Raw genomic sequence first — 19,232 nt, 5'->3', positions numbered from 1 at the left:
GAGGTCGAATGATCCATTCCATGCTGTATGCCACCGACCTCGGTGTATACGCGCCCTTCGTCATGCAACACGCCCTGGCCCTGGCGCGCACCTTCAATGCAGAGCTGTACGTGATTCATGCGGTGGAGCCCATGGGGCAGTTCGCCGAATCCTTGCTGCAGAGCTACCTCGACGAACAGACCCTGGACGAACTGCACAGCCAGGGCGTCAACACGGTGCTGGCCAATATCGAGCAGCGGGTACTGGAGAACTTTCGCGACGAACTGGGCGAGGACGCCGACCTGGCCGTGATCCGGGCGGTCAGGGTGCGCCAGGGCGACCCGGCTCAGGTCATTCTCGAGCAGGCCCAGCGCCTGAGTGTCGACCTGCTGATCTTCGGCAGCCACAGCCAGGGGGCGGGGGTGGACGTGCCGATCGGCCGTACCGCGGTGCGGCTGTTGCAGCTGTCGCCGGTGCCGGTCTACATGGTGCCGTTGGCCCAACATTTGGGGCGTAGGAAAGCGTGAGGCTGGCAGTAAGTCATTTCCGGGCATGTAACAAAATAGTTCTAGATTTATTTCCAGAACCACTAATATAGTTATATCTCGTCGCTGCCAGCTGCCGGTGACCTACCGCTGATCCGAGGGATACCTATGAAGCTTCAACAACTGCGCTACATCTGGGAAGTGGCGCACCATGACCTCAACGTCTCCGCGACAGCGCAGAGCCTCTACACCTCCCAACCCGGGATCAGCAAGCAGATCCGCCTGCTCGAGGACGAACTGGGTGTCGAGGTCTTCGCCCGCAGTGGCAAGCACCTGACCCGCGTCACCCCTGCAGGCGAGCGCATCATCAATACCGCTGGCGAGATCCTGCGCAAGGTCGAGAGCATCAAGCAGATCGCCCAGGAATTCTCCAACGAGAAGAAAGGCACCCTGTCGATCGCCACCACCCACACCCAGGCGCGCTATGCGCTGCCACCGGTGATCAGCAGCTTCATCAAGCAGTACCCGGAAGTCGCCCTGCACATGCACCAGGGCTCGCCCATGCAGATCGCCGAGATGGCCGCCGACGGCACCGTCGATTTCGCCATCGCCACCGAGGCGCTGGAGCTGTTCGGCGACCTGATCATGATGCCGTGCTACAAGTGGAACCGCTGCGTGGTCGTGCCCCAGGGCCACCCGCTGACCAAGCTGCCGAAGCTGACCCTCGAAGCGGTCGCCGAGTATCCGATCGTCACCTATGTATTCGGTTTCACTGGCCGTTCCAAGCTGGACGAGGCCTTCAATCATCGCGGCCTGACGCCGAAAGTAGTGTTCACCGCCGCCGACGCCGACGTGATCAAGACCTATGTGCGCCTGGGGTTGGGCGTGGGCATCGTGGCCAAGATGGCGGTCGATCCCAAGCTCGACAGCGACCTGGTGTGCCTGGATGCCAGCGAACTGTTCGAAGCCAGCATCACCAAGATCGGCTTCCGTCGTGGCACCTTCCTGCGCGGCTTCATGTGCGATTTCATCGAGAAGTTCGCCCCGCACCTGACCCGCGAAGTGATGGCCAAGGCCATCCAGTGCCATAACAAGCAGGAGCTCGAGGAGCTGTTCGCGGGCGTCGAGTTGCCGGTGCACTGACAACAGCGGCAAGCTACAAGAGAAAAGCAGCCAGTGCCCCAATGTCGGTCAGTTAAGCGGCGCTTTGTCATTTTTGCGGCTACCTTGCAGCCCATCGCCGGCAAGCCGGCTCCCACAGGGACCGCGGCGACCACACATGATGCGGTTTGCACGGACGGTGTGGGAGCCGGCTTGCCGGCGATGGGGCGCGAAGCGGCCCCAAATGACAACTGAAAGTCTTAACTGACCGGCATTAGCCTGTGCCCGGTCTGCTTTTCTTGTGGCTTGAAGCTGGGCCCGCTTCAGGCCTTGCTGATCAGGTTGCCCGCGTGCAGGCCGCATTCCTTCTGGGTCGACTCTTCCCACCACCAGCGGCCTTCGCGCTCGTGCTGGTTGGGTAGTACAGGACGGGTGCAGGGTTCGCAGCCGATGCTGATGAAGCCGCGCTCGTGCAGGCTGTTGTAGGGCAGCTCGAGCATGCGGATGTAACCCCAGACTTCCTCGCTGGTCATCTGCGCCAGCGGATTGAACTTGTACAGGGTACGTTCAGGGGTGGAGAACGCCGTGTCGATCTCCAGCGCGGCCACCTGGCTGCGGGTGCCCGGGCTCTGGTCGCGGCGCTGGCCGGTGGCCCAGGCGCGCACGGTGGCCAGCTTGCGGCGCAGCGGCTCGATCTTGCGGATGCCGCAGCACTCGCCATGGCCATCCTTGTAGAAACTGAACAGGCCCTTTTCCTTGACGAACGGTTCGAGCTTGGCATGATCCGGGCTGAGGATCTCGATCGGCAGGTTGTACTGTTCGCGGACCTGGTCGATGAAGCGATAGGTTTCCGGGTGCAGGCGGCCGGTGTCGAGGCTGAATACCTTGACCTGCTTGTTCAGCTTCCAGGCCATGTCCACCAGTACCACGTCCTCGGCACCGCTGAAGGAAATCCACAAGTCGTCGCCGAAGTGCTCGAAGGCGAGCTTGAGGATGTCCTGTGGGGACTTGCTGGCATAGGTCGCGGCGAGGGTGGCGACGTCGAAGGGTTGGCTCATCAGGCGGTTTCCATCGTGTGTATGGCGCTGTGCGCTCGTAATAGGGCGATGGTAACAAAAAATGGCGGGGTAGACGCCCTGCGATGGTGAGTGGATGCCAGGGTGTCGCCTGTGTAGGTCAATCAAGATGCTCGGCTGCCATCTTGGGGCGCAAGGCAGCCCTGGGGCTTGCCCGCGTAAAGGGCGGCGCCAGTCACAAGCCTTGCAGCGTCTGCATCAATACCCGCACCTTGGCGATGGACTCCTCGTATTCGGCCTGCCAGTCGGAGTCGGCCACCACTGCGCCGCCTCCCCAGCAACTGACCTGGCCATCCTTGACCAACAGGCTGCGGATGGCGATGGAGCTGTCCATTTCGCCGCGTACATCCACATACAGCAGCGAGCCGCAATACAGCGCCCGGCGCGCTGGCTCCAGTTCGTCGATGATCTGCATGGCGCGGATCTTCGGAGCGCCGGTGATCGAGCCACCGGGGAAGCTGTCGCCGATCAGGTCCAGCGCGTCCTTGCCGCTAGCCAGGCGCCCGGTGATGCTGCTGACCAGGTGATGGACGTTGGGGTAGCTCTCCAGGCTGAACAGCTCAGGTACCTTGACCGAGCCGATCTCGCAGGTACGCCCCAGGTCGTTGCGCAGCAGGTCGACGATCATCAGGTTTTCCGAGCGGTCCTTGGGGCTCTCCTGTAGCTCGGCGGCGTTGCGGGCATCTTCCTGCGGGTCGCTGGAGCGGGGGCGGGTGCCCTTGATCGGGCGGGTTTCCACCTGGCCCTGGCTGACCTGGATGAAGCGCTCCGGTGAGAAGCTCAGCAGGGCACTGCCGTCGGCCAACTGCTGGTAGCCGGAGAAGGGCGTCGGGCAGGCCTTGCGCAGAGCCTGGTAGGCCCTCCACGGGTCGCCCTGGCAGGGCGCGCGGAAGCGTTGGGTCAGGTTGATCTGGTAGCAGTCACCGGCCTGGATGTACTGCTGGACCTTGTCGAAGGCTGCCCGGTATTGCTCGGGCTGCAGGTCGCCGCGCATGGGGGCGAGCAGTTGGAAGTCACCGGGCTCACAGGCTTCGGGCATTTCGAACAGGTGGACCAGGCGCTCCCGCTCGCGGGCGTCCAGGCTTGGGTGGAAGACCAGTTGGCTGGTGCGTAGCCGATGGTCGCTGACCAGGGCCCAGGCATACAGGCCGAGTTGTGCATCGGGCAGGCCGAGATCGTCCCGCGCCAGGCTCGGCAGGTGCTCCAGGCGCCGGCCGAAGTCGTAGCTCAGGTAGCCGATCAGGCCGCCGGCGAAGGGCAGTTCGATGCCTTCGGGCAGTGTCGCTCGGCCCAACTGCGTCAGGGCGTTGCGCAGGCGTTGCAGGTAGGCCCGACCTTCTTCCCCGGCTTGAGCCTGCAGGTGTTGCAGCGGCCAGGCGCTGAGCAGGTCGAAGCGGCCGCGCTCGGCACCTGGGCGGGCGCTGTCGAGCAGGATTGCCCCGGGGGCCTGGCGCAGGCGGGCGAAGTAGGTGGCCGGGTCGGGCTGGTAGGGCAGGGCGTGGAGCGTACAGGTCGGCATGCGAGTGGGTGGCGATGACAAAGCGAGGAGGGCGATTGTAGTCGCCTGGGGGAGGGGCGGCCAGCTCTGGCTGCGACAGCCATTCGGCTTCCATTTAGAGCGAGCGCTTCGTGGTCGTCGCGCTAGCCTCTCGCGTTGACAAATGACTGGGGCCGCTTCGCGGCCCCGATACGGCGGATCACTGCGGATGAACGTGCCCGAACAACCCCTGGGACACACGCACCCGCTGCTCGGCATCTTCCGTGACGCCGTCCTTGGCCAGCGCCTCCAGGTGCGCCTCGATGGCATGGGTGCGCTGGGTCAGGCCGCAGTCGTTGGCGATCTGGATGTTCAGGCCCGGGCGGGCGTTGAGCTCGAGGATCAACGGGCCCTTGTCCTGGTCCAGGACCATGTCCACCCCGATGTAGCCCAGGCCACACAGCTCGTAGCAGTTGGCCGCGAGCTTCATGAAGCCGTCCCAGTTCGGCAACTGCACGCCATCCACCGCGTTGGTGGTGTCCGGGTGCTTGCTGATGATCTTGTTCAGCCAGGTGCCGCGCAGGGTGACACCGGTGGCCAGGTCCACGCCCACGCCGATGGCGCCTTGGTGCAGGTTGGCCTTGCCGCCCGACTGACGGGTCGGCAGGCGCAGCATGGCCATCACCGGGTAGCCCATCAGCACGATGATGCGGATGTCCGGCACGCCTTCGTAGCTGATGCTCTTGAAGATCTGGTCCGGGGTCACCCGGTACTCGATCAGCGCGCGGTCGCGATGCCCGCCGAGCGAATACAGGCCGGTGAGGATGCTGGAGATCTGGTGCTCGATCTCGCCGTGGCTGATGATCTTGCCCGACACCGTGCGATAGCGGTCCTCGAAGCGGTCGGCGATGACCATGATGCCGTCACCGCCGGCGCCCTGGGCCGGCTTGATGACGAAATCGTTGCGCCCGCCGATGATCTGGTCGAGCTTTTCGATCTGCTTCTCGGTCTCGATGATGCCGTACATCTCCGGCACATGGATGCCAGCCTCGAGCGCACGCTCCTTGGTGATGATCTTGTCGTCGACGATCGGGTACAGGTGGCGCTTGTTGTACTTCAGGACGTAGTCCGCGTTGCGCCGGTTGATACCCATGATGCCCCGGGCCTCCAGGGCTTTCCAGGTCTTGATCAGTCCGAACATCAGGCGTCAGCCTTCACGAAAGCCTTGAAGCGAACGAGCTCGGTCAGGCGGTAGCCGCGGTAACGGCCCATCGCCAGCATGAAGCCCACCAGAACCAGCAGTACGGCCGGGAAGGTGAAGACGAAGTACACCAGCTCCGGCACCATCATCAGCAGGTGCGCCAGGGAGGCGGCGAACAGGGTGCCGATGGCCACCTTCATGGCATGGCCGCCGCCACGTTCCTCCCAGGTGATCGACAGGCGCTCGATGGTCATGGTCAGGATCACCATCGGGAACAGTGCCACCGACAGGCCGCGCTCCAGGCCCAGCTTGTGGCTGAACAGGCTGATGGCGGCGATCAGCACCACGACGAAGGTCAGCACCACCGACAGGCGCGGCAGCATCTGCAGCTTCAGGTGCTCGAGGTAGGAACGTAGCGACAGGCCCAGGGCGGTGATCACCGTGAACAGGATGATGCCGAAGCCCAACTGGGTCTCGCGGAAGGCCAGGGCGATCAGCACCGGGGTGAAGGTACCCAGGGTCTGGATGCCGATCAGGTTGCGCAGCACCAGGATCACCAGCACGCCGATCGGGATCATCACCATGATCATGAAGGTCTGCTGGGTCTGCAGCGGCAGGCCGTACAGGGAATACTCGAGGAAGTCGGCGTCGGTGTTCTCGTCGGTCAGCTTGGCCAGGCGGATGGCGTTCATCTCGCTGTTGTTCATGCTGAAGGTGACGTTGGCCTTGCGGCCGCCATCGACGGTGACCAGGTTCTCGTCGCCGACCCACCACAGCAGGCGGTCGTTGGGCAGGCCCTGCTCGCCGGTGTCGGGGTTGAAGTACAGCCAGTCGTTGCCGTTGAAGCTGCGCAGCCACAGCTCGGGGCTCTGCGGGGTATCGGCGACCAGGCGGATGGTGTGCACCTTCTCCATCGGCACGTGGGCGATCGACAGCAGCAGGTCGATGACCTTGGCCTTGTTCAGGGCCGAGGTATCGCCGCCCAGCAGCAGCTTGACGTTGTCGTCGTTGAGGTTGTTGACCCGCTTGATGGTCTCGCTGACGAAGGTCTCGACGTCGGCCGAGTGCTGGCGGATCGGCGCCATCAACGCCTCGGCGGCGATCTTCTCGGGGCCCTCGACGGCCAGGCTGTCACGGAAGGTCGGGCCCTTGACCGTGGTCTTCTCGTTGCTGTAGCGCTTGGTCAGCACCAGGCGGTAGTAGAGGGTCTGGTTGCCGCTGGCGCGGCGCGCCGACCAGGTCACCTTGCGGTTGCCGTCGACACGGTTGACGCTCACCCCGTAGTTGTTGGAGATGAAGCTCTCGTTGAGGCTGACGTAGTCGCGGTTCAGCGGCGGCACGAACATCTGAACCTTGACCGGGTCCTTGGGGTTGGCGATGAACTCGACCTTGGCGTCGATGTTCCACAAATCGTCGGTCTCGTCCTCGGTGACCGGGATGCCGAGAATGAAGATCTGGTAGGCCGTGACCAGCACGCCCAGGAGCACCAGGACGGTGATCAGGACTTTCAGGTGGAGGGTAAGAGAGCGCATCGGGATTACTCTGCTTTGGGAGCTTCGGTGGCACAGGCAGGTTTGCCGGCCGCGTATTTAAGGCTTGGGTCGACCAGCGCGTCGAAGTGCTTGAGCGCCTCGGAACCGATCAGCAGCGGGAACTGGAAGGCGCTGCGGTCGGTGAGGTTGACTTCGATGGTGCGCTGCGCGCGGCCCATGCAGATGTTCAGTTCGATGACCGGGCGGGCCGTGTAGGCCTTGCCTTCGTCGGGATTGTAGTCGCCGGCGCGCCGCTTGATCTTGCTGACCCGCGCCAGCGGGCGCTCGATCGGGTGCGAGTGGGCGGCATCGATGGCCAGGTAGAAGCGTACCCAGCTTTCGCCATCGCGCTTGAAGCGCTTGATGTCGCGGGCACTGAGGGAGGCGGTCTTGGCGCCGGTGTCGAGCTTGGCCGCCACTTCCAGGTCGAGGTCGGAAAGACGGGCATATTCGTTCAGGCCATACACGGTCTTTTCCGCCGCCGGGACGTGGGCCGGCAGCAGGGCGAGGCAGAACAGCAGTGAAACGGGTGTGAGTCTCATAAATCCTGGCGCGGTGCTGTGCGGGGTTCGGGGCAAGGCGACTGGCAAGTACTGCGCAAGCATCCTCGTTCATCTGTCAACAGCATGAAACGATGACAGGCACACTATATCCATCCTCCCTTGGGAAGCGCGGCATTCTATCACGCCAACGTCTCGACGCCAGCGCGCCGCGTTCTGACAGCATTTGCAGCCGTTAAGTTCGTTCTTAGACGATTGTCGACAATGTTGATTTTGTCTTTGACGTATCGCCTATGTTTAGCTAGCTTTGGCGCTAGTGAAATACAAGGTGTCGACAATATGCTGGACTCAACCCAGGCTTCCCTGGCCCTCCCGGATGAAACGGAAACCCTCTCGGAGCACGTTTTCCGACGCATCCAGGCAGCGATCGTCAAGGGCGAGATCGCGCCGGGCAGCAAGATCTCCGAGCCTGAGCTGGCGCGTACCTATGGCATCAGCCGCGGCCCGCTGCGCGAGGCCATCCACCGCCTGGAGGGGCAGCGCCTGCTGGTGCGCGTGCCCCATGTCGGTGCCCGGGTGGTGTCGCTCAGCCACGCCGAGCTGATCGAGCTGTACGAGATCCGCGAGTCCCTCGAAGGCATGGCCTGCCGCCTGGCCGCCGAGCGCATGAGCCAGGCCGAGATCGACGAACTGCGCCGGGTGCTCGACACCCACGAGCGCGACGCCACCTTCCAGGCCGGCCTTGGCTACTACCAGCAGGAAGGCGACTTCGACTTCCATTACCGGATCATCCAGGGCAGCGGCAACCAGACCCTGGTCAAGATGCTCTGCGGCGAGCTGTACCAGCTGGTGCGCATGTACCGCATCCAGTTTTCCGCCACGCCCAACCGCCCGCACCAGGCCTTCGCCGAGCACCATCGCATCCTCGATGCCATCGAAGGCCGCGACGGCGAACTGGCCGAACTCCTGATGCGCCGGCACATCGGCGCATCCAAGCGCAACATCGAGCGTCACTACCAAGGCGCCGACAACAATAGCCCACGAGGTGAGTCATGACTTTGAAGAGCACGCCCGGCCAGCGTTTCCGTGACGCGGTCGCTGCCGAACATCCGTTGCAGGTGGTCGGGACCATCAATGCCAACCACGCCCTGCTGGCCAAGCGCGCCGGCTTCAAGGCCATCTACCTGTCCGGCGGCGGTGTCGCCGCCGGCTCCCTGGGCCTGCCGGACCTGGGCATCAGCGGCCTGGACGACGTGCTGACCGACGTGCGCCGCATCACCGATGTCTGCGACCTGCCGCTGCTGGTGGATGTCGATACCGGCTTCGGCGCCTCGGCCTTCAACGTGGCCCGCACCGTGCGTTCGATGATCAAGTTCGGCGCCGCCGCCCTGCACATCGAGGACCAGGTCGGCGCCAAGCGCTGCGGCCACCGGCCGAACAAGGAGATCGTCTCCCAGCAGGAGATGGTCGACCGCATCAAGGCCGCGGTGGACGCCCGCACCGACGACAGCTTCGTGATCATGGCGCGTACCGACGCCCTGGCCGTGGAAGGCCTGAACGCCGCCCTGGACCGCGCCGCCGCCTGCATCGAGGCCGGTGCCGACATGATCTTCCCGGAAGCGATCACTGAACTGTCGATGTACAAGACCTTCGCCGACCGGGTGAAGGCGCCGATCCTGGCCAACATCACCGAGTTCGGTGCCACGCCGCTGTACACCACCGAGGAACTGGCGTCGGTCGATGTCTCCCTGGTGCTGTACCCACTGTCGGCGTTCCGTGCCATGAACAAGGCCGCCGAGAACGTCTACACCGCGCTGCGCCGCGACGGCACGCAGAAGAACGTCATCGACACCATGCAGACGCGCATGGAGCTCTACGATGCCATCGGCTACCACGCCTTCGAGCAGAGCCTCGATGCGTTGTTCGCCCAGAAGAAAGCCTGAGAGCGCCGGCCTCGTCGCTGGTCGGCCAGCCTCCACAGGGCGCGCAAGTTGCAAAGGGTGCGCTGTACTTGTGGACGCCGGCTTGCCGGCGATGGGGCGGTACAGATACGTCGGATTAGCCTGTAAGACTTCACATAACAAGTTCAAGAAAGGAGAACACACCATGGCCGAAGCAAAAGTACTCAGTGGCGCAGGCCTGCGTGGCCAGGTGGCCGGGCAGACCGCCTTGTCGACCGTCGGCCAGGCCGGTGCCGGCCTGACCTACCGTGGTTACGATGTGCGTGACCTGGCGGCCGCTGCCGAATTCGAGGAAGTCGCCTACCTGCTGCTGTACGGCGAACTGCCGAGCAAGGCGGAACTTGCCGACTACAAGCGCAAGCTCAAAGGGCTGCGCGACTTGCCGCAAACCCTCAAGGAAGTGCTCGAGCGTATCCCGCGCGACGCCCACCCGATGGACGTGATGCGTACCGGCTGCTCGGTACTGGGTACCCTGGAGCCGGAACTGACCTTCGAAGCCCAGCGCGAGAAGACCGATCGCCTGCTGGCGGTGTTCCCGGCGATCATGTGCTACTGGTACCGCTTCTCCCACCATGGCGTGCGCATCGACTGCACCAGCGACGAGGACACCCTTGGCGGTCACTTCCTGCACCTGCTGCACGGCAAGCAGCCGAGCCCGCTGCACGTCAAGGTGATGAACGTCTCGCTGATCCTCTACGCCGAGCACGAGTTCAACGCCTCGACCTTCACCGCCCGGGTCTGCGCCTCGACCCTGTCGGACCTGTACTCCTGCGTCACCGCCGCCATCGGCACGCTACGCGGCCCGCTGCACGGGGGCGCCAACGAAGCGGCGATGGAACTGATCGAGCGCTTCCAGAGCCCGCAGGAGGCGGTCGCCGAGCTGCTCAAGATGCTCGAGCGCAAGGACAAGATCATGGGCTTCGGCCATGCCATCTACAAGGAGTCCGACCCGCGTAACGAGGTGATCAAGGGCTGGTCCCGGCAGCTTGCCGACGAGGTGGGCGACAAGGTGCTGTACCCGGTCTCCGAAGCCATCGACAAGACCATGTGGGAGCAGAAGCGCCTGTTCCCCAACGCCGACTTCTACCATGCCTCGGCGTACCACTTCATGGGCATCCCGACCAAGCTGTTCACCCCGATCTTCGTCTGCTCGCGCCTGACCGGCTGGGCGGCGCACGTCTTCGAGCAACGCGCCAACAACCGCATCATCCGCCCAAGCGCCGAGTACATCGGTGTCGAACAGCGCCAGTTCGTGCCGATCGAGCAGCGCTGAATAGAAATAGAGAGGCAACCCGTTTCCCCTGTGGGAGCGGGCTTGCCCGCGAATGCGCCCGACCGGCCTACCCATGTGCGCCTGCTGACGCATTCGCGGGCAAGCCCGCTCCCACAGGGCCGGTGGAGCCTTCCGAATCCTGTGACCGAGCCTGAATGATGAACACTGCATACCGCAAAGCCCTGCCAGGCACCGACCTGGACTACTTCGACGCCCGCGCGGCGGTCGAGGCGATCAAGCCCGGCGCCTACGATGGCCTGCCTTATACCTCCCGCGTGCTCGCCGAGAACCTGGTGCGACGCTGCGACCCGGCGACCCTCAACGCCTCCCTGGAGCAGTTGATCGAGCGCAAGCGCGACCTCGACTTCCCCTGGTTCCCGGCGCGGGTGGTGTGCCACGACATCCTCGGCCAGACCGCCCTGGTCGACCTGGCTGGCCTGCGTGACGCCATTGCCGACAAAGGCGGTGACCCGGCCCAGGTCAACCCGGTGGTGCCGGTGCAACTGATCGTCGACCACTCGCTGGCGGTGGAGTGCGGTGGTTTCGATCCGCAGGCGTTCGAGAAGAACCGCGCCATCGAGGACCGTCGCAACGAAGACCGTTTCCATTTCATCAACTGGACCAAGAAGGCGTTCAAGAACGTCGACGTGATCCAGCCAGGCAACGGCATCATGCACCAGATCAACCTGGAGAAGATGTCGCCGGTGATCCACAACGACCGCGGCGTGGCCTACCCGGACACCTGTGTCGGCACCGACAGCCACACCCCGCACGTCGATGCCTTGGGCGTGATCGCCATCGGCGTCGGTGGCCTGGAGGCCGAGAACGTCATGCTCGGCCGGGCCTCCTGGATGCGCCTGCCAGAGATCGTCGGCGTCGAGCTGAGCGGCCGGCTCGCGCCGAACATCACCGCCACCGACCTGGTGCTGGCCCTGACCGAATTCCTGCGCAAGCAGAAAGTGGTCGGCGCCTACCTCGAGTTCCACGGCGAAGGCGCCCGTGCCCTGACCCTGGGCGACCGCGCCACCATCTCCAACATGGCCCCGGAGTACGGCGCCACCGCGGCGATGTTCGCCATCGACCAACAGACCATCGATTACCTGCGGCTGACCGGCCGCGAAGACCAGCAGGTCAAGCTGGTGGAAACCTACGCCAAGGCCGCCGGCCTGTGGGCCGACAGCCTGGCCAAGGCCGAGTACGAGCGGGTGCTGCGCTTCGACCTGTCCAGCGTGGTGCGCAACATGGCCGGCCCGTCCAACCCGCACGCCCGTGTCGCCACCGCCGACCTGGCCGCCAAGGGCATCGCTGGCGCCTGGGAAGAGGTACCGGGGCAGATGCCCGACGGCGCGGTGATCATCGCCGCCATCACCAGTTGCACCAACACCAGCAACCCGCGCAACGTGATCGCCGCAGGCCTCCTGGCGCGCAATGCCAACAAGCTCGGCCTGGCGCGCAAGCCCTGGGTGAAGTCCTCCCTGGCCCCCGGCTCCAAGGCTGTGCAGCTGTACCTGCAGGAAGCGGGGCTGGAGCAGGAGCTCGAGCAACTGGGCTTTGGCATCGTCGCCTTCGCCTGCACCACCTGCAACGGCATGTCCGGCGCCCTGGACCCGAAGATCCAGCAGGAGATCATCGACCGCGACCTGTACGCCACCGCGGTGCTGTCGGGCAACCGTAACTTCGACGGGCGTATCCACCCGTACGCCAAGCAGGCGTTCCTCGCCTCGCCACCTCTGGTGGTGGCCTACGCCATCGCCGGCACCATCCGCTTCGACATCGAGAAGGACGTGCTGGGCGTGGTCGATGGCCGGGAGATCCGCCTCAAGGACATCTGGCCGAGCGACGAGGAAATCGACGCCGTGGTGCGTGCCGCGGTCAAGCCAGAGCAGTTCCGCCAGGTGTACATCCCGATGTTCGCCATCGAGCAGGACAAGGGGCCGAAGGTCGCGCCGCTGTATCAATGGCGGCCGATGAGCACCTACATCCGTCGCCCGCCGTACTGGGAAGGTGCCCTGGCCGGCGAGCGCAGCCTGCGTGGCATGCGCCCGCTGGCGGTGCTGCCGGACAACATCACCACCGACCACCTGTCGCCGTCCAACGCCATCCTGGCCAACAGTGCCGCGGGCGAGTACCTGGCGAAGATGGGCCTGCCGGAAGAGGACTTCAACTCCTACGCGACGCACCGTGGCGACCACCTGACCGCACAACGCGCCACCTTCGCCAACCCCAAGCTGTTCAACGAGATGGTGCGCAACGAGGATGGCAGCGTGAAGCAGGGCTCGCTGGCGCGCATCGAGCCGGAGGGCAAGGTGACCCGCATGTGGGAGGCGATCGAGACCTACATGGAGCGCAAGCAGCCGCTGATCATCGTCGCCGGTGCCGACTATGGCCAGGGCTCGTCCCGCGACTGGGCGGCCAAGGGCGTGCGCCTGGCGGGCGTGGAGGCGATCGTCGCCGAAGGCTTCGAGCGCATCCACCGCACCAACCTGGTGGGCATGGGCGTGTTGCCGCTGGAGTTCCAGCCAGGCACCAACCGCAAGACCCTGGACCTCGATGGCAGCGAGACCTACGACGTGCTCGGCGAGCGCACGCCGCGGGCGACCCTGACCCTGGTGGTGACCCGGCGCAATGGCGAGCGGGTCGAGGTGCCGGTGACCTGCCGCCTGGATACCGCCGAGGAAGTGTCGATCTACGAGGCCGGCGGGGTGTTGCAGCGCTTCGCCCAGGACTTCCTGGAAGCGACCGCCTGAGTGAAGCGGGCCGCTCCTGCCGGGGCGGCCTTGCGTCGCGAAAGGGCTGCGCAGCAGCCCCAGGTTTTCGCCGGAACGAAACAATCAGGACAGCACAGCAATGGCACATGTACCCCAGATCAGAATCCCCGCCACCTATATCCGTGGCGGCACCAGCAAGGGCGTGTTCTTCCGCCTGCAGGACCTGCCCGAGCGCGCCCAGGTTGCGGGCCCTGCCCGTGATGCGCTGCTGCTGCGGGTGATCGGTAGCCCCGATCCCTATGGCAAGCAGATCGATGGCATGGGCGGCGCCACCTCCAGCACCAGCAAGACGGTGATCCTCGCGCGCAGCACCCGCCCGGACCATGATGTCGACTACCTGTTCGGTCAGGTCGCCATCGACAAGGCCTTCGTCGACTGGAGCGGCAACTGCGGCAACCTCTCCGCCGCGGTCGGCGCCTTCGCCATCAGCGGCGGCCTGGTGGACCCTGCGCGCATTCCGCGCAACGGCACCGCCACCGTGCGCATCTGGCAGGCCAACATCGGCAAGACCATCATCGCCCATGTGCCGATCAGCGAAGGCGAGGTGCAGGAGACCGGCGACTTCGAGCTCGACGGCGTGACCTTCCCGGCGGCCGAAGTGCAACTGGAGTTCCTCGATCCGGCCGCCGACGAAGACGGCGACGGGGGCGCCATGTTCCCCACCGGCAACCTGGTGGACGACCTGGAGGTCCCCGGTGTCGGGACCCTCAAGGCGACCCTGATCAATGCCGGCATCCCGACCATCTTCGTCAATGCCGCCGAGATCGGCTACAGCGGCACGGAGCTGCAGGATGCGATCAATGGCGACCCCGAGGCGCTGGCCCGGTTCGAGGCCATCCGTGCCCATGGCGCGGTGCGCATGGGGTTGATCGAGCACGTCGACGAAGCCGCCGGGCGCCAGCACACGCCGAAGGTCGCCTTCGTCGCGCCGCCGACCTCGTATACCGCGTCCAGCGGCAAGGTGGTCGAGAGCGCTGACATCGACCTGTTGGTGCGCGCGCTGTCCATGGGCAAGCTGCACCACGCCATGATGGGCACCGCGGCAGTCGCCATCGGCACGGCCGCGGCCGTACCCGGCACCCTGGTGAACCTCGCCGCCGGCGGGGGCGAGCGCAGCGCCGTGCGTTTCGGCCACCCCTCTGGCACCTTGCGGGTCGGTGCCCAGGCGCGCAAGGTGGACGGTGAGTGGACGGTGACCAAGGCAATCATGAGCCGTAGCGCCCGCGTGTTGATGGAGGGCTGGGTACGCGTGCCTGGCGACAGCTTCTAGCACGCCTCTGGCGCTCGGCTTCGAAGAACGCAGGGCAGGCCCTGCGGTGGTAGTGGGGCTGCTTTGCAGCCCTCATTCTCAAGGAGCAGAAGATGAGTGCCAACGTAGACCTGAACGACCGCCCGGACTACGACCGGGTGTTGCAAGCCATCGCCGACTACGTGCTCGACTACCGGGTCGAGTCGGCCGAGGCGCTGGACACGGCGCGCAACTGCCTGATGGATACCCTGGGCTGCGGCCTGCTGGCGCTGCGCTTCCCCGAGTGCACCAAGCACCTGGGGCCGCTGGTGGAGGGGACCGTGGTACCCCATGGCGCCCGGGTGCCTGGCACCGCCTACCGCCTGGACCCGGTCAAGGCAGCCTGGGACATCGGCTGTATCGTGCGTTGGCTGGACTACAACGACACCTGGCTGGCCGCCGAATGGGGGCATCCGTCCGACAACCTCGGCGGCATTCTCGCCGTGGCCGATCACCTGTCGCAAAAGCGCGTGGCCAATGGCGAGCCGGCGCTGACCCTGCGCGAGGTGCTCGAGGCGATGGTCATGGCCCACGAGATCCAGGGCGTGCTGGCCCTGGAGAACGCCTTCAATCGCGTCGGCCTGGACCATGTGTTGCTGGTCAAGGTCGCCTCCACGGCGGTGTGCGCCCGGCTGATGGGGGCCAACCGAGAACAACTGCTGTCGGCGCTGTCCCATGCTTTCGTCGACGGCCAGGCGTTGCGCACCTATCGCCATGCGCCCAATGCCGGTTCGCGCAAGTCGTGGGCGGCGGGCGATGCCTCCAGTCGCGGGGTGCGCCTGGCCGATATCGCCCTGCGTGGCGAGATGGGCATCCCCGGCGTACTGACCGCGCCCCAGTGGGGGTTCTACGATGTCTTGTTCAGCCACACCAACAAGGACCTCGCGCTCAAGCCCGAAGCCCAGCGCAGTTTCCGGCTACCCCAGCCGTTCGGCAGCTATGTGATGGAGAACGTGCTGTTCAAGATCAGCTTCCCTGCCGAGTTCCATGCCCAGACCGCCTGCGAGGCGGCGGTGGCCTTGCATCCGCAGGTGCGCGACCGGTTGGGCGAGATCGACCGCATCGTCATCACCACCCATGAGTCGGCGATCCGCATCATCTCCAAGGTCGGCCCCCTGGCCAACGCCGCCGACCGTGACCACTGCATTCAGTACATGACCGCCGTGCCGCTGATCTTCGGCAACCTGGTGGCCGAGCACTACGAGGATGCCTTCCATGCCGCCCACCCGCTGATCGATGCCTTGCGGGCGAAGATGCAGATCGTCGAGGAGCCGCGTTTCAGCCGTGAGTACCTGGAGGCGGACAAGCGCTCCATTGCCAATGGCGTGCAGGTGTTCTTCAAGGACGGTACGCAGACCGAGCAGGTGGTGGTGGAGTACCCCATCGGTCATCGGCGTCGGCGTGCGGAGGGGATTCCCTTGCTGGAAGCGAAGTTCAGGGAAAACCTGGCGACGCGCTTCGCCCCGCAGCGCTGCGAGACGATTTTCGCGCTGTGCAAGGATCAGGTGCGGCTGGAAGGCACGGCGGTGCACAGGTTCGTCGATCTGTTCGTGATCTGACCTCCCGCGAAGGGACTCTTTGCGGCCCATCGCCGGCAAGCCGGATCCTCCAGGGGCTGCGTCGATCACATAGGATGTGATTTGCAGGGCCATGGGAGCGGGCTTGCCCGCGAATGGGCCCACAAGCCCAACGAAAAAGCCCCGGCATCTCTGCCAGGGCTTTTTCTTGTAGCTTGCAGCTCGAAGCTTGACGCTTCTTACGCCTGGACCACCGGGATCTGGGCGTTGGCCGCCGCTTCGCGGAACTCGGCGATCTGGTCGAAGCTCAGGTAGCGGTAGACGTCGGCAGCCATGCTGTCGATGTCCTTGGCGTACTGCAGGTATTCCTCGACGGTCGGCAGCTTGCCGAGGATCGAGGCGACTGCGGCCAGTTCAGCCGATGCCAGGTAGACGTTGGTGGCGTCGCCCAGGCGGTTCGGGAAGTTACGGGTGGAGGTGGAGACCACGGTCGAGCCGGTCTGCACACGTGCCTGGTTACCCATGCACAGCGAGCAGCCTGGCATTTCCATGCGCGCACCGGCCTTGCCGTAGATGCCGTAGTAGCCTTCCTCGGTCAGCTGGTGGGCGTCCATCTTGGTTGGTGGCGCCAGCCACAGGCGGGTCGGGATGCCGCCTTTGACCTTGTCCAGCAGCTTGCCGGCAGCGCGGAAGTGACCGATGTTGGTCATGCACGAACCGATGAACACTTCGTCGATCTTGTCGCCGGCAACGGTCGACAGCAGGCGGGCGTCGTCCGGGTCGTTCGGCGCGCAGAGCACAGGCTCCTTGACGTCGGCCAGGTCGATCTCGATGACCGCGGCGTACTCGGCGTCGGCGTCGGCCGACAGCAGCTGCGGGTCGGCCAGCCAGGCTTCCATGGCTTGGGCGCGACGCTCCAGGGTACGGGCATCACCGTAGCCTTCGCTGATCATCCAGCGCAGCAGGGTGATGTTCGACTTCAGGTACTCGGCGATCGACTCTTCCGGCAGCTTGATGGTGCAACCGGCGGCGGAACGCTCGGCCGAGGCGTCGGACAGCTCGAACGCCTGCTCGACGGTCAGGTCGTTGAGGCCTTCGATCTCCAGGATGCGGCCAGAGAAGATGTTCTTCTTGCCCTTCTTCTCGACCGTCAGCAGGCCCTGCTGGATCGCGTAGTAAGGGATGGCGTGGACCAGGTCACGCAGGGTGATGCCCGGCTGCAGCTTGCCCTTGAAGCGCACCAGGACCGACTCCGGCATGTCCAGCGGCATGACGCCGGTGGCAGCGGCGAAAGCCACCAGGCCGGAACCGGCCGGGAAGGAAATGCCGATCGGGAAGCGGGTGTGCGAGTCGCCGCCGGTGCCGACGGTGTCAGGCAGCAGCATGCGGTTCAGCCAGCTGTGGATGATGCCGTCGCCCGGACGCAGGGACACGCCGCCACGGGTGCGGATGAAATCCGGCAGGGTGTGGTGGGTGGTGACGTCGATCGGCTTCGGATAGGCCGCGGTGTGGCAGAACGACTGCATGACCAGGTCGGCGGAGAAGCCCAGGCAGGCCAGGTCCTTCAGCTCGTCGCGGGTCATCGGGCCGGTGGTGTCCTGGGAGCCGACGGTGGTCATCTTCGGCTCGCAGTAAGCGCCCGGGCGTACGCCCTGGCCTTCTGGCAGGCCGCAGGCACGGCCGACCATCTTCTGCGCCAGGGTGAAGCCCTTGCCGGAGTCGGCAGGCTGCTCGGGCTTCTTGAACAGGTCGGAAGCGCCCAGGCCCAGCTCGGCACGGGCCTTCTCGGTCAGGCCACGGCCGACGATCAGCGGGATACGGCCGCCAGCGCGGACTTCGTCGAGCAGCACTTCGGTCTTGAGCTCGAAGGTGGTGACCAGCTCGTCGCTACCGTTGCGGCGGACTTCGCCCTTGAACGGGTAGACGTCGATGACGTCGCCCATGGCCAGGTTGGTGCAGTCGAATTCGATCGGCAGGGCGCCGGCGTCTTCCATGGTGTTGTAGAAGATCGGGGCGATCTTGGTGCCGAAGCAGAAACCACCGGCGCGCTTGTTCGGCACGTATGGGATGTCGTCGCCGAAGAACCACAGCACGGAGTTGGTGGCGGATTTACGCGAGGAACCGGTGCCGACCACGTCGCCGACGTAGGCGACCGGGTGACCCTTGGCCTTGACTTCCTCGATCTGCTTGAGCGGGCCGACCGAGCCTGGCTGGACCGGCTCGATGCCGTCGCGGGCCATCTTCAGCATGGCCAGGGCGTGCAGCGGGATGTCCGGGCGCGACCAGGCATCCGGGGCAGGGGACAGGTCGTCGGTGTTGGTTTCGCCAGGCACCTTGAACACGGTCAGGGTGTATTTCTCGGCGATGGCCGGGCGGGCGGTGAACCACTCGCCAGCAGCCCAGGATTCCAGGACGGCCTTGGCATTGGCGTTGCCGGCCTTGGCTTTTTCAGCCACGTCGTGGAAGGCGTCGAACATCAGCAGGGTGTGCTTGAGCTGTTCGGCCGCGACGGTGCCCAGTTCGGCGTCGTCCAGCAGCGCGACCAGCGTCTCGATGTTGTAGCCGCCTTGCATGGTGCCCAGCAGCTCGGTGGCGTGCTTGCGGTCGATCAGCGGCGAGGTGGCTTCGCCCTTGGCGATGGCGGAGAGGAAAGCGGCCTTGACATAGGCGGCTTCGTCGACTCCTGGGGGAACGCGGTGGGTGATCAGGTCTACGAGGAAGGCTTCTTCGCCGGCCGGCGGGTTTTTCAGCAGCTCGACCAGGCCTGCAGTTTGTTCGGCGTTCAGCGGCTGGGGCACGACACCCAGGGCGGCACGCTCTTCGATGTGTTTGCGGTAGGCTTCAAGCACAGTTATTACCCTCATCAGTGGTCCCTAAAGGGAGTCCGGGACGCTCATCCAGCATTCCCATGCACCCATGCGCAATCACGGCTTTGTGGGCCGCCCAGCCAGGGTCGCAGGGAATCCTTACAGAAGCTGCTTTCAAAGTTTTACGCCTGTAGAACGGAGAGCTGATGAGGGGTTGGCCCGGGCATGCAGGCTGCATGACCCGAACCAACGCCGTTCTACCGGATG

The 19,232-nt window shown here is 65.1% G+C and carries 14 protein-coding genes; 8 read left to right on the top strand and 6 right to left on the bottom strand.

Translation table 11 applies throughout. The features are described from left to right. Nucleotides 1-8 precede the first annotated feature (8 nt). Together ACDI39_RS07760 and cysB are read left to right on the top strand one after the other, a co-directional pair. On the top strand, nucleotides 9-506 hold the full coding sequence (locus ACDI39_RS07760; protein ID WP_486538230.1) for a universal stress protein: 498 nt from the start codon (nucleotides 9-11) through the stop codon (nucleotides 504-506). 126 nt (nucleotides 507-632) lie between these two features. Beyond that, the gene (cysB, locus tag ACDI39_RS07755) at nucleotides 633-1,607 is read left to right on the top strand and encodes an HTH-type transcriptional regulator CysB (protein ID WP_225790172.1); all 975 of its coding nucleotides are present in this window, start codon (nucleotides 633-635) and stop codon (nucleotides 1,605-1,607) included. Nucleotides 1,608-1,888: 281 nt separating this feature from the next. Here the strand turns inward: cysB and ACDI39_RS07750 are convergent, their stop codons facing one another. From ACDI39_RS07750 to rloA, 5 genes are all read right to left on the bottom strand, one after another. Continuing rightward, nucleotides 1,889-2,623, bottom strand: coding sequence for a phosphoadenylyl-sulfate reductase (locus ACDI39_RS07750; RefSeq protein ID WP_253091354.1), 735 nt, complete (start codon nucleotides 2,621-2,623; stop codon nucleotides 1,889-1,891). Nucleotides 2,624-2,816: 193 nt separating this feature from the next. After that, nucleotides 2,817-4,160 carry an aminodeoxychorismate synthase component I gene (pabB, locus tag ACDI39_RS07745; RefSeq protein WP_253081778.1) on the bottom strand — a complete coding sequence of 448 codons (1,344 nt, stop codon included), beginning with the start codon at nucleotides 4,158-4,160 and terminating at the stop codon, nucleotides 2,817-2,819. A gap of 178 nt (nucleotides 4,161-4,338) precedes the next feature. After that, a complete protein-coding gene (locus ACDI39_RS07740; RefSeq protein ID WP_225790175.1) occupies nucleotides 4,339-5,319 on the bottom strand; it encodes an alpha-L-glutamate ligase-like protein in 981 nt (326 codons plus the stop codon). Beyond that, nucleotides 5,319-6,851 (bottom strand): osmotic stress tolerance membrane protein RloB, encoded by a 1,533-nt coding sequence (gene rloB, locus ACDI39_RS07735; protein WP_253081779.1) that lies wholly within the window; start codon nucleotides 6,849-6,851, stop codon nucleotides 5,319-5,321. Before rloB ends, ACDI39_RS07740 begins: the two co-directional genes overlap by 1 nt. 5 nt (nucleotides 6,852-6,856) lie before the next feature. Beyond that, entirely contained in the window at nucleotides 6,857-7,393 is a 537-nt protein-coding gene (gene rloA / locus ACDI39_RS07730) for a retropepsin-like aspartic peptidase RloA (RefSeq protein WP_225790177.1), read from the bottom strand. A gap of 297 nt (nucleotides 7,394-7,690) precedes the next feature. Here rloA and ACDI39_RS07725 point away from each other — a divergent pair, with 297 nt between their 5' ends. The 6 genes from ACDI39_RS07725 (at nucleotide 7,691) to prpD (ending at nucleotide 16,200) form a co-directional block, all read left to right on the top strand. Further along, the gene (locus tag ACDI39_RS07725; protein ID WP_225790178.1) at nucleotides 7,691-8,407 is read left to right on the top strand and encodes a GntR family transcriptional regulator; all 717 of its coding nucleotides are present in this window, start codon (nucleotides 7,691-7,693) and stop codon (nucleotides 8,405-8,407) included. Continuing rightward, on the top strand, nucleotides 8,404-9,294 hold the full coding sequence (gene prpB, locus ACDI39_RS07720; protein ID WP_225790179.1) for a methylisocitrate lyase: 891 nt from the start codon (nucleotides 8,404-8,406) through the stop codon (nucleotides 9,292-9,294). The genes ACDI39_RS07725 and prpB overlap by 4 nt, the downstream gene beginning before the upstream one ends. A gap of 163 nt (nucleotides 9,295-9,457) precedes the next feature. Then, on the top strand, nucleotides 9,458-10,585 hold the full coding sequence (gene prpC, locus ACDI39_RS07715; protein WP_225790180.1) for a bifunctional 2-methylcitrate synthase/citrate synthase: 1,128 nt from the start codon (nucleotides 9,458-9,460) through the stop codon (nucleotides 10,583-10,585). Nucleotides 10,586-10,743: 158 nt separating this feature from the next. Further along, complete coding sequence (acnD, locus tag ACDI39_RS07710) at nucleotides 10,744-13,332, top strand: Fe/S-dependent 2-methylisocitrate dehydratase AcnD (RefSeq protein WP_225790215.1); 2,589 nt, start codon at nucleotides 10,744-10,746, stop codon at nucleotides 13,330-13,332. Nucleotides 13,333-13,432: 100 nt separating this feature from the next. Continuing rightward, the gene (gene prpF / locus ACDI39_RS07705; protein WP_225790181.1) at nucleotides 13,433-14,623 is read left to right on the top strand and encodes a 2-methylaconitate cis-trans isomerase PrpF; all 1,191 of its coding nucleotides are present in this window, start codon (nucleotides 13,433-13,435) and stop codon (nucleotides 14,621-14,623) included. 92 nt (nucleotides 14,624-14,715) lie between these two features. Beyond that, on the top strand, nucleotides 14,716-16,200 hold the full coding sequence (gene prpD, locus ACDI39_RS07700) for a 2-methylcitrate dehydratase (RefSeq protein ID WP_225790182.1): 1,485 nt from the start codon (nucleotides 14,716-14,718) through the stop codon (nucleotides 16,198-16,200). Nucleotides 16,201-16,397: 197 nt separating this feature from the next. Here the strand turns inward: prpD and acnB are convergent, their stop codons facing one another. Then, nucleotides 16,398-19,007: a bifunctional aconitate hydratase 2/2-methylisocitrate dehydratase gene (gene acnB, locus ACDI39_RS07695; RefSeq protein WP_225790216.1), complete on the bottom strand. Its 2,610-nt coding sequence runs from the start codon at nucleotides 19,005-19,007 to the stop codon at nucleotides 16,398-16,400. Nucleotides 19,008-19,232: the final 225 nt, after the last annotated feature.

The organism is Pseudomonas sp. Tun-23181, assembly GCF_057415455.1.
Note: the sequence above shows the minus strand (reverse complement) of the source record. Positions and strands in the feature narration are given on the sequence as shown.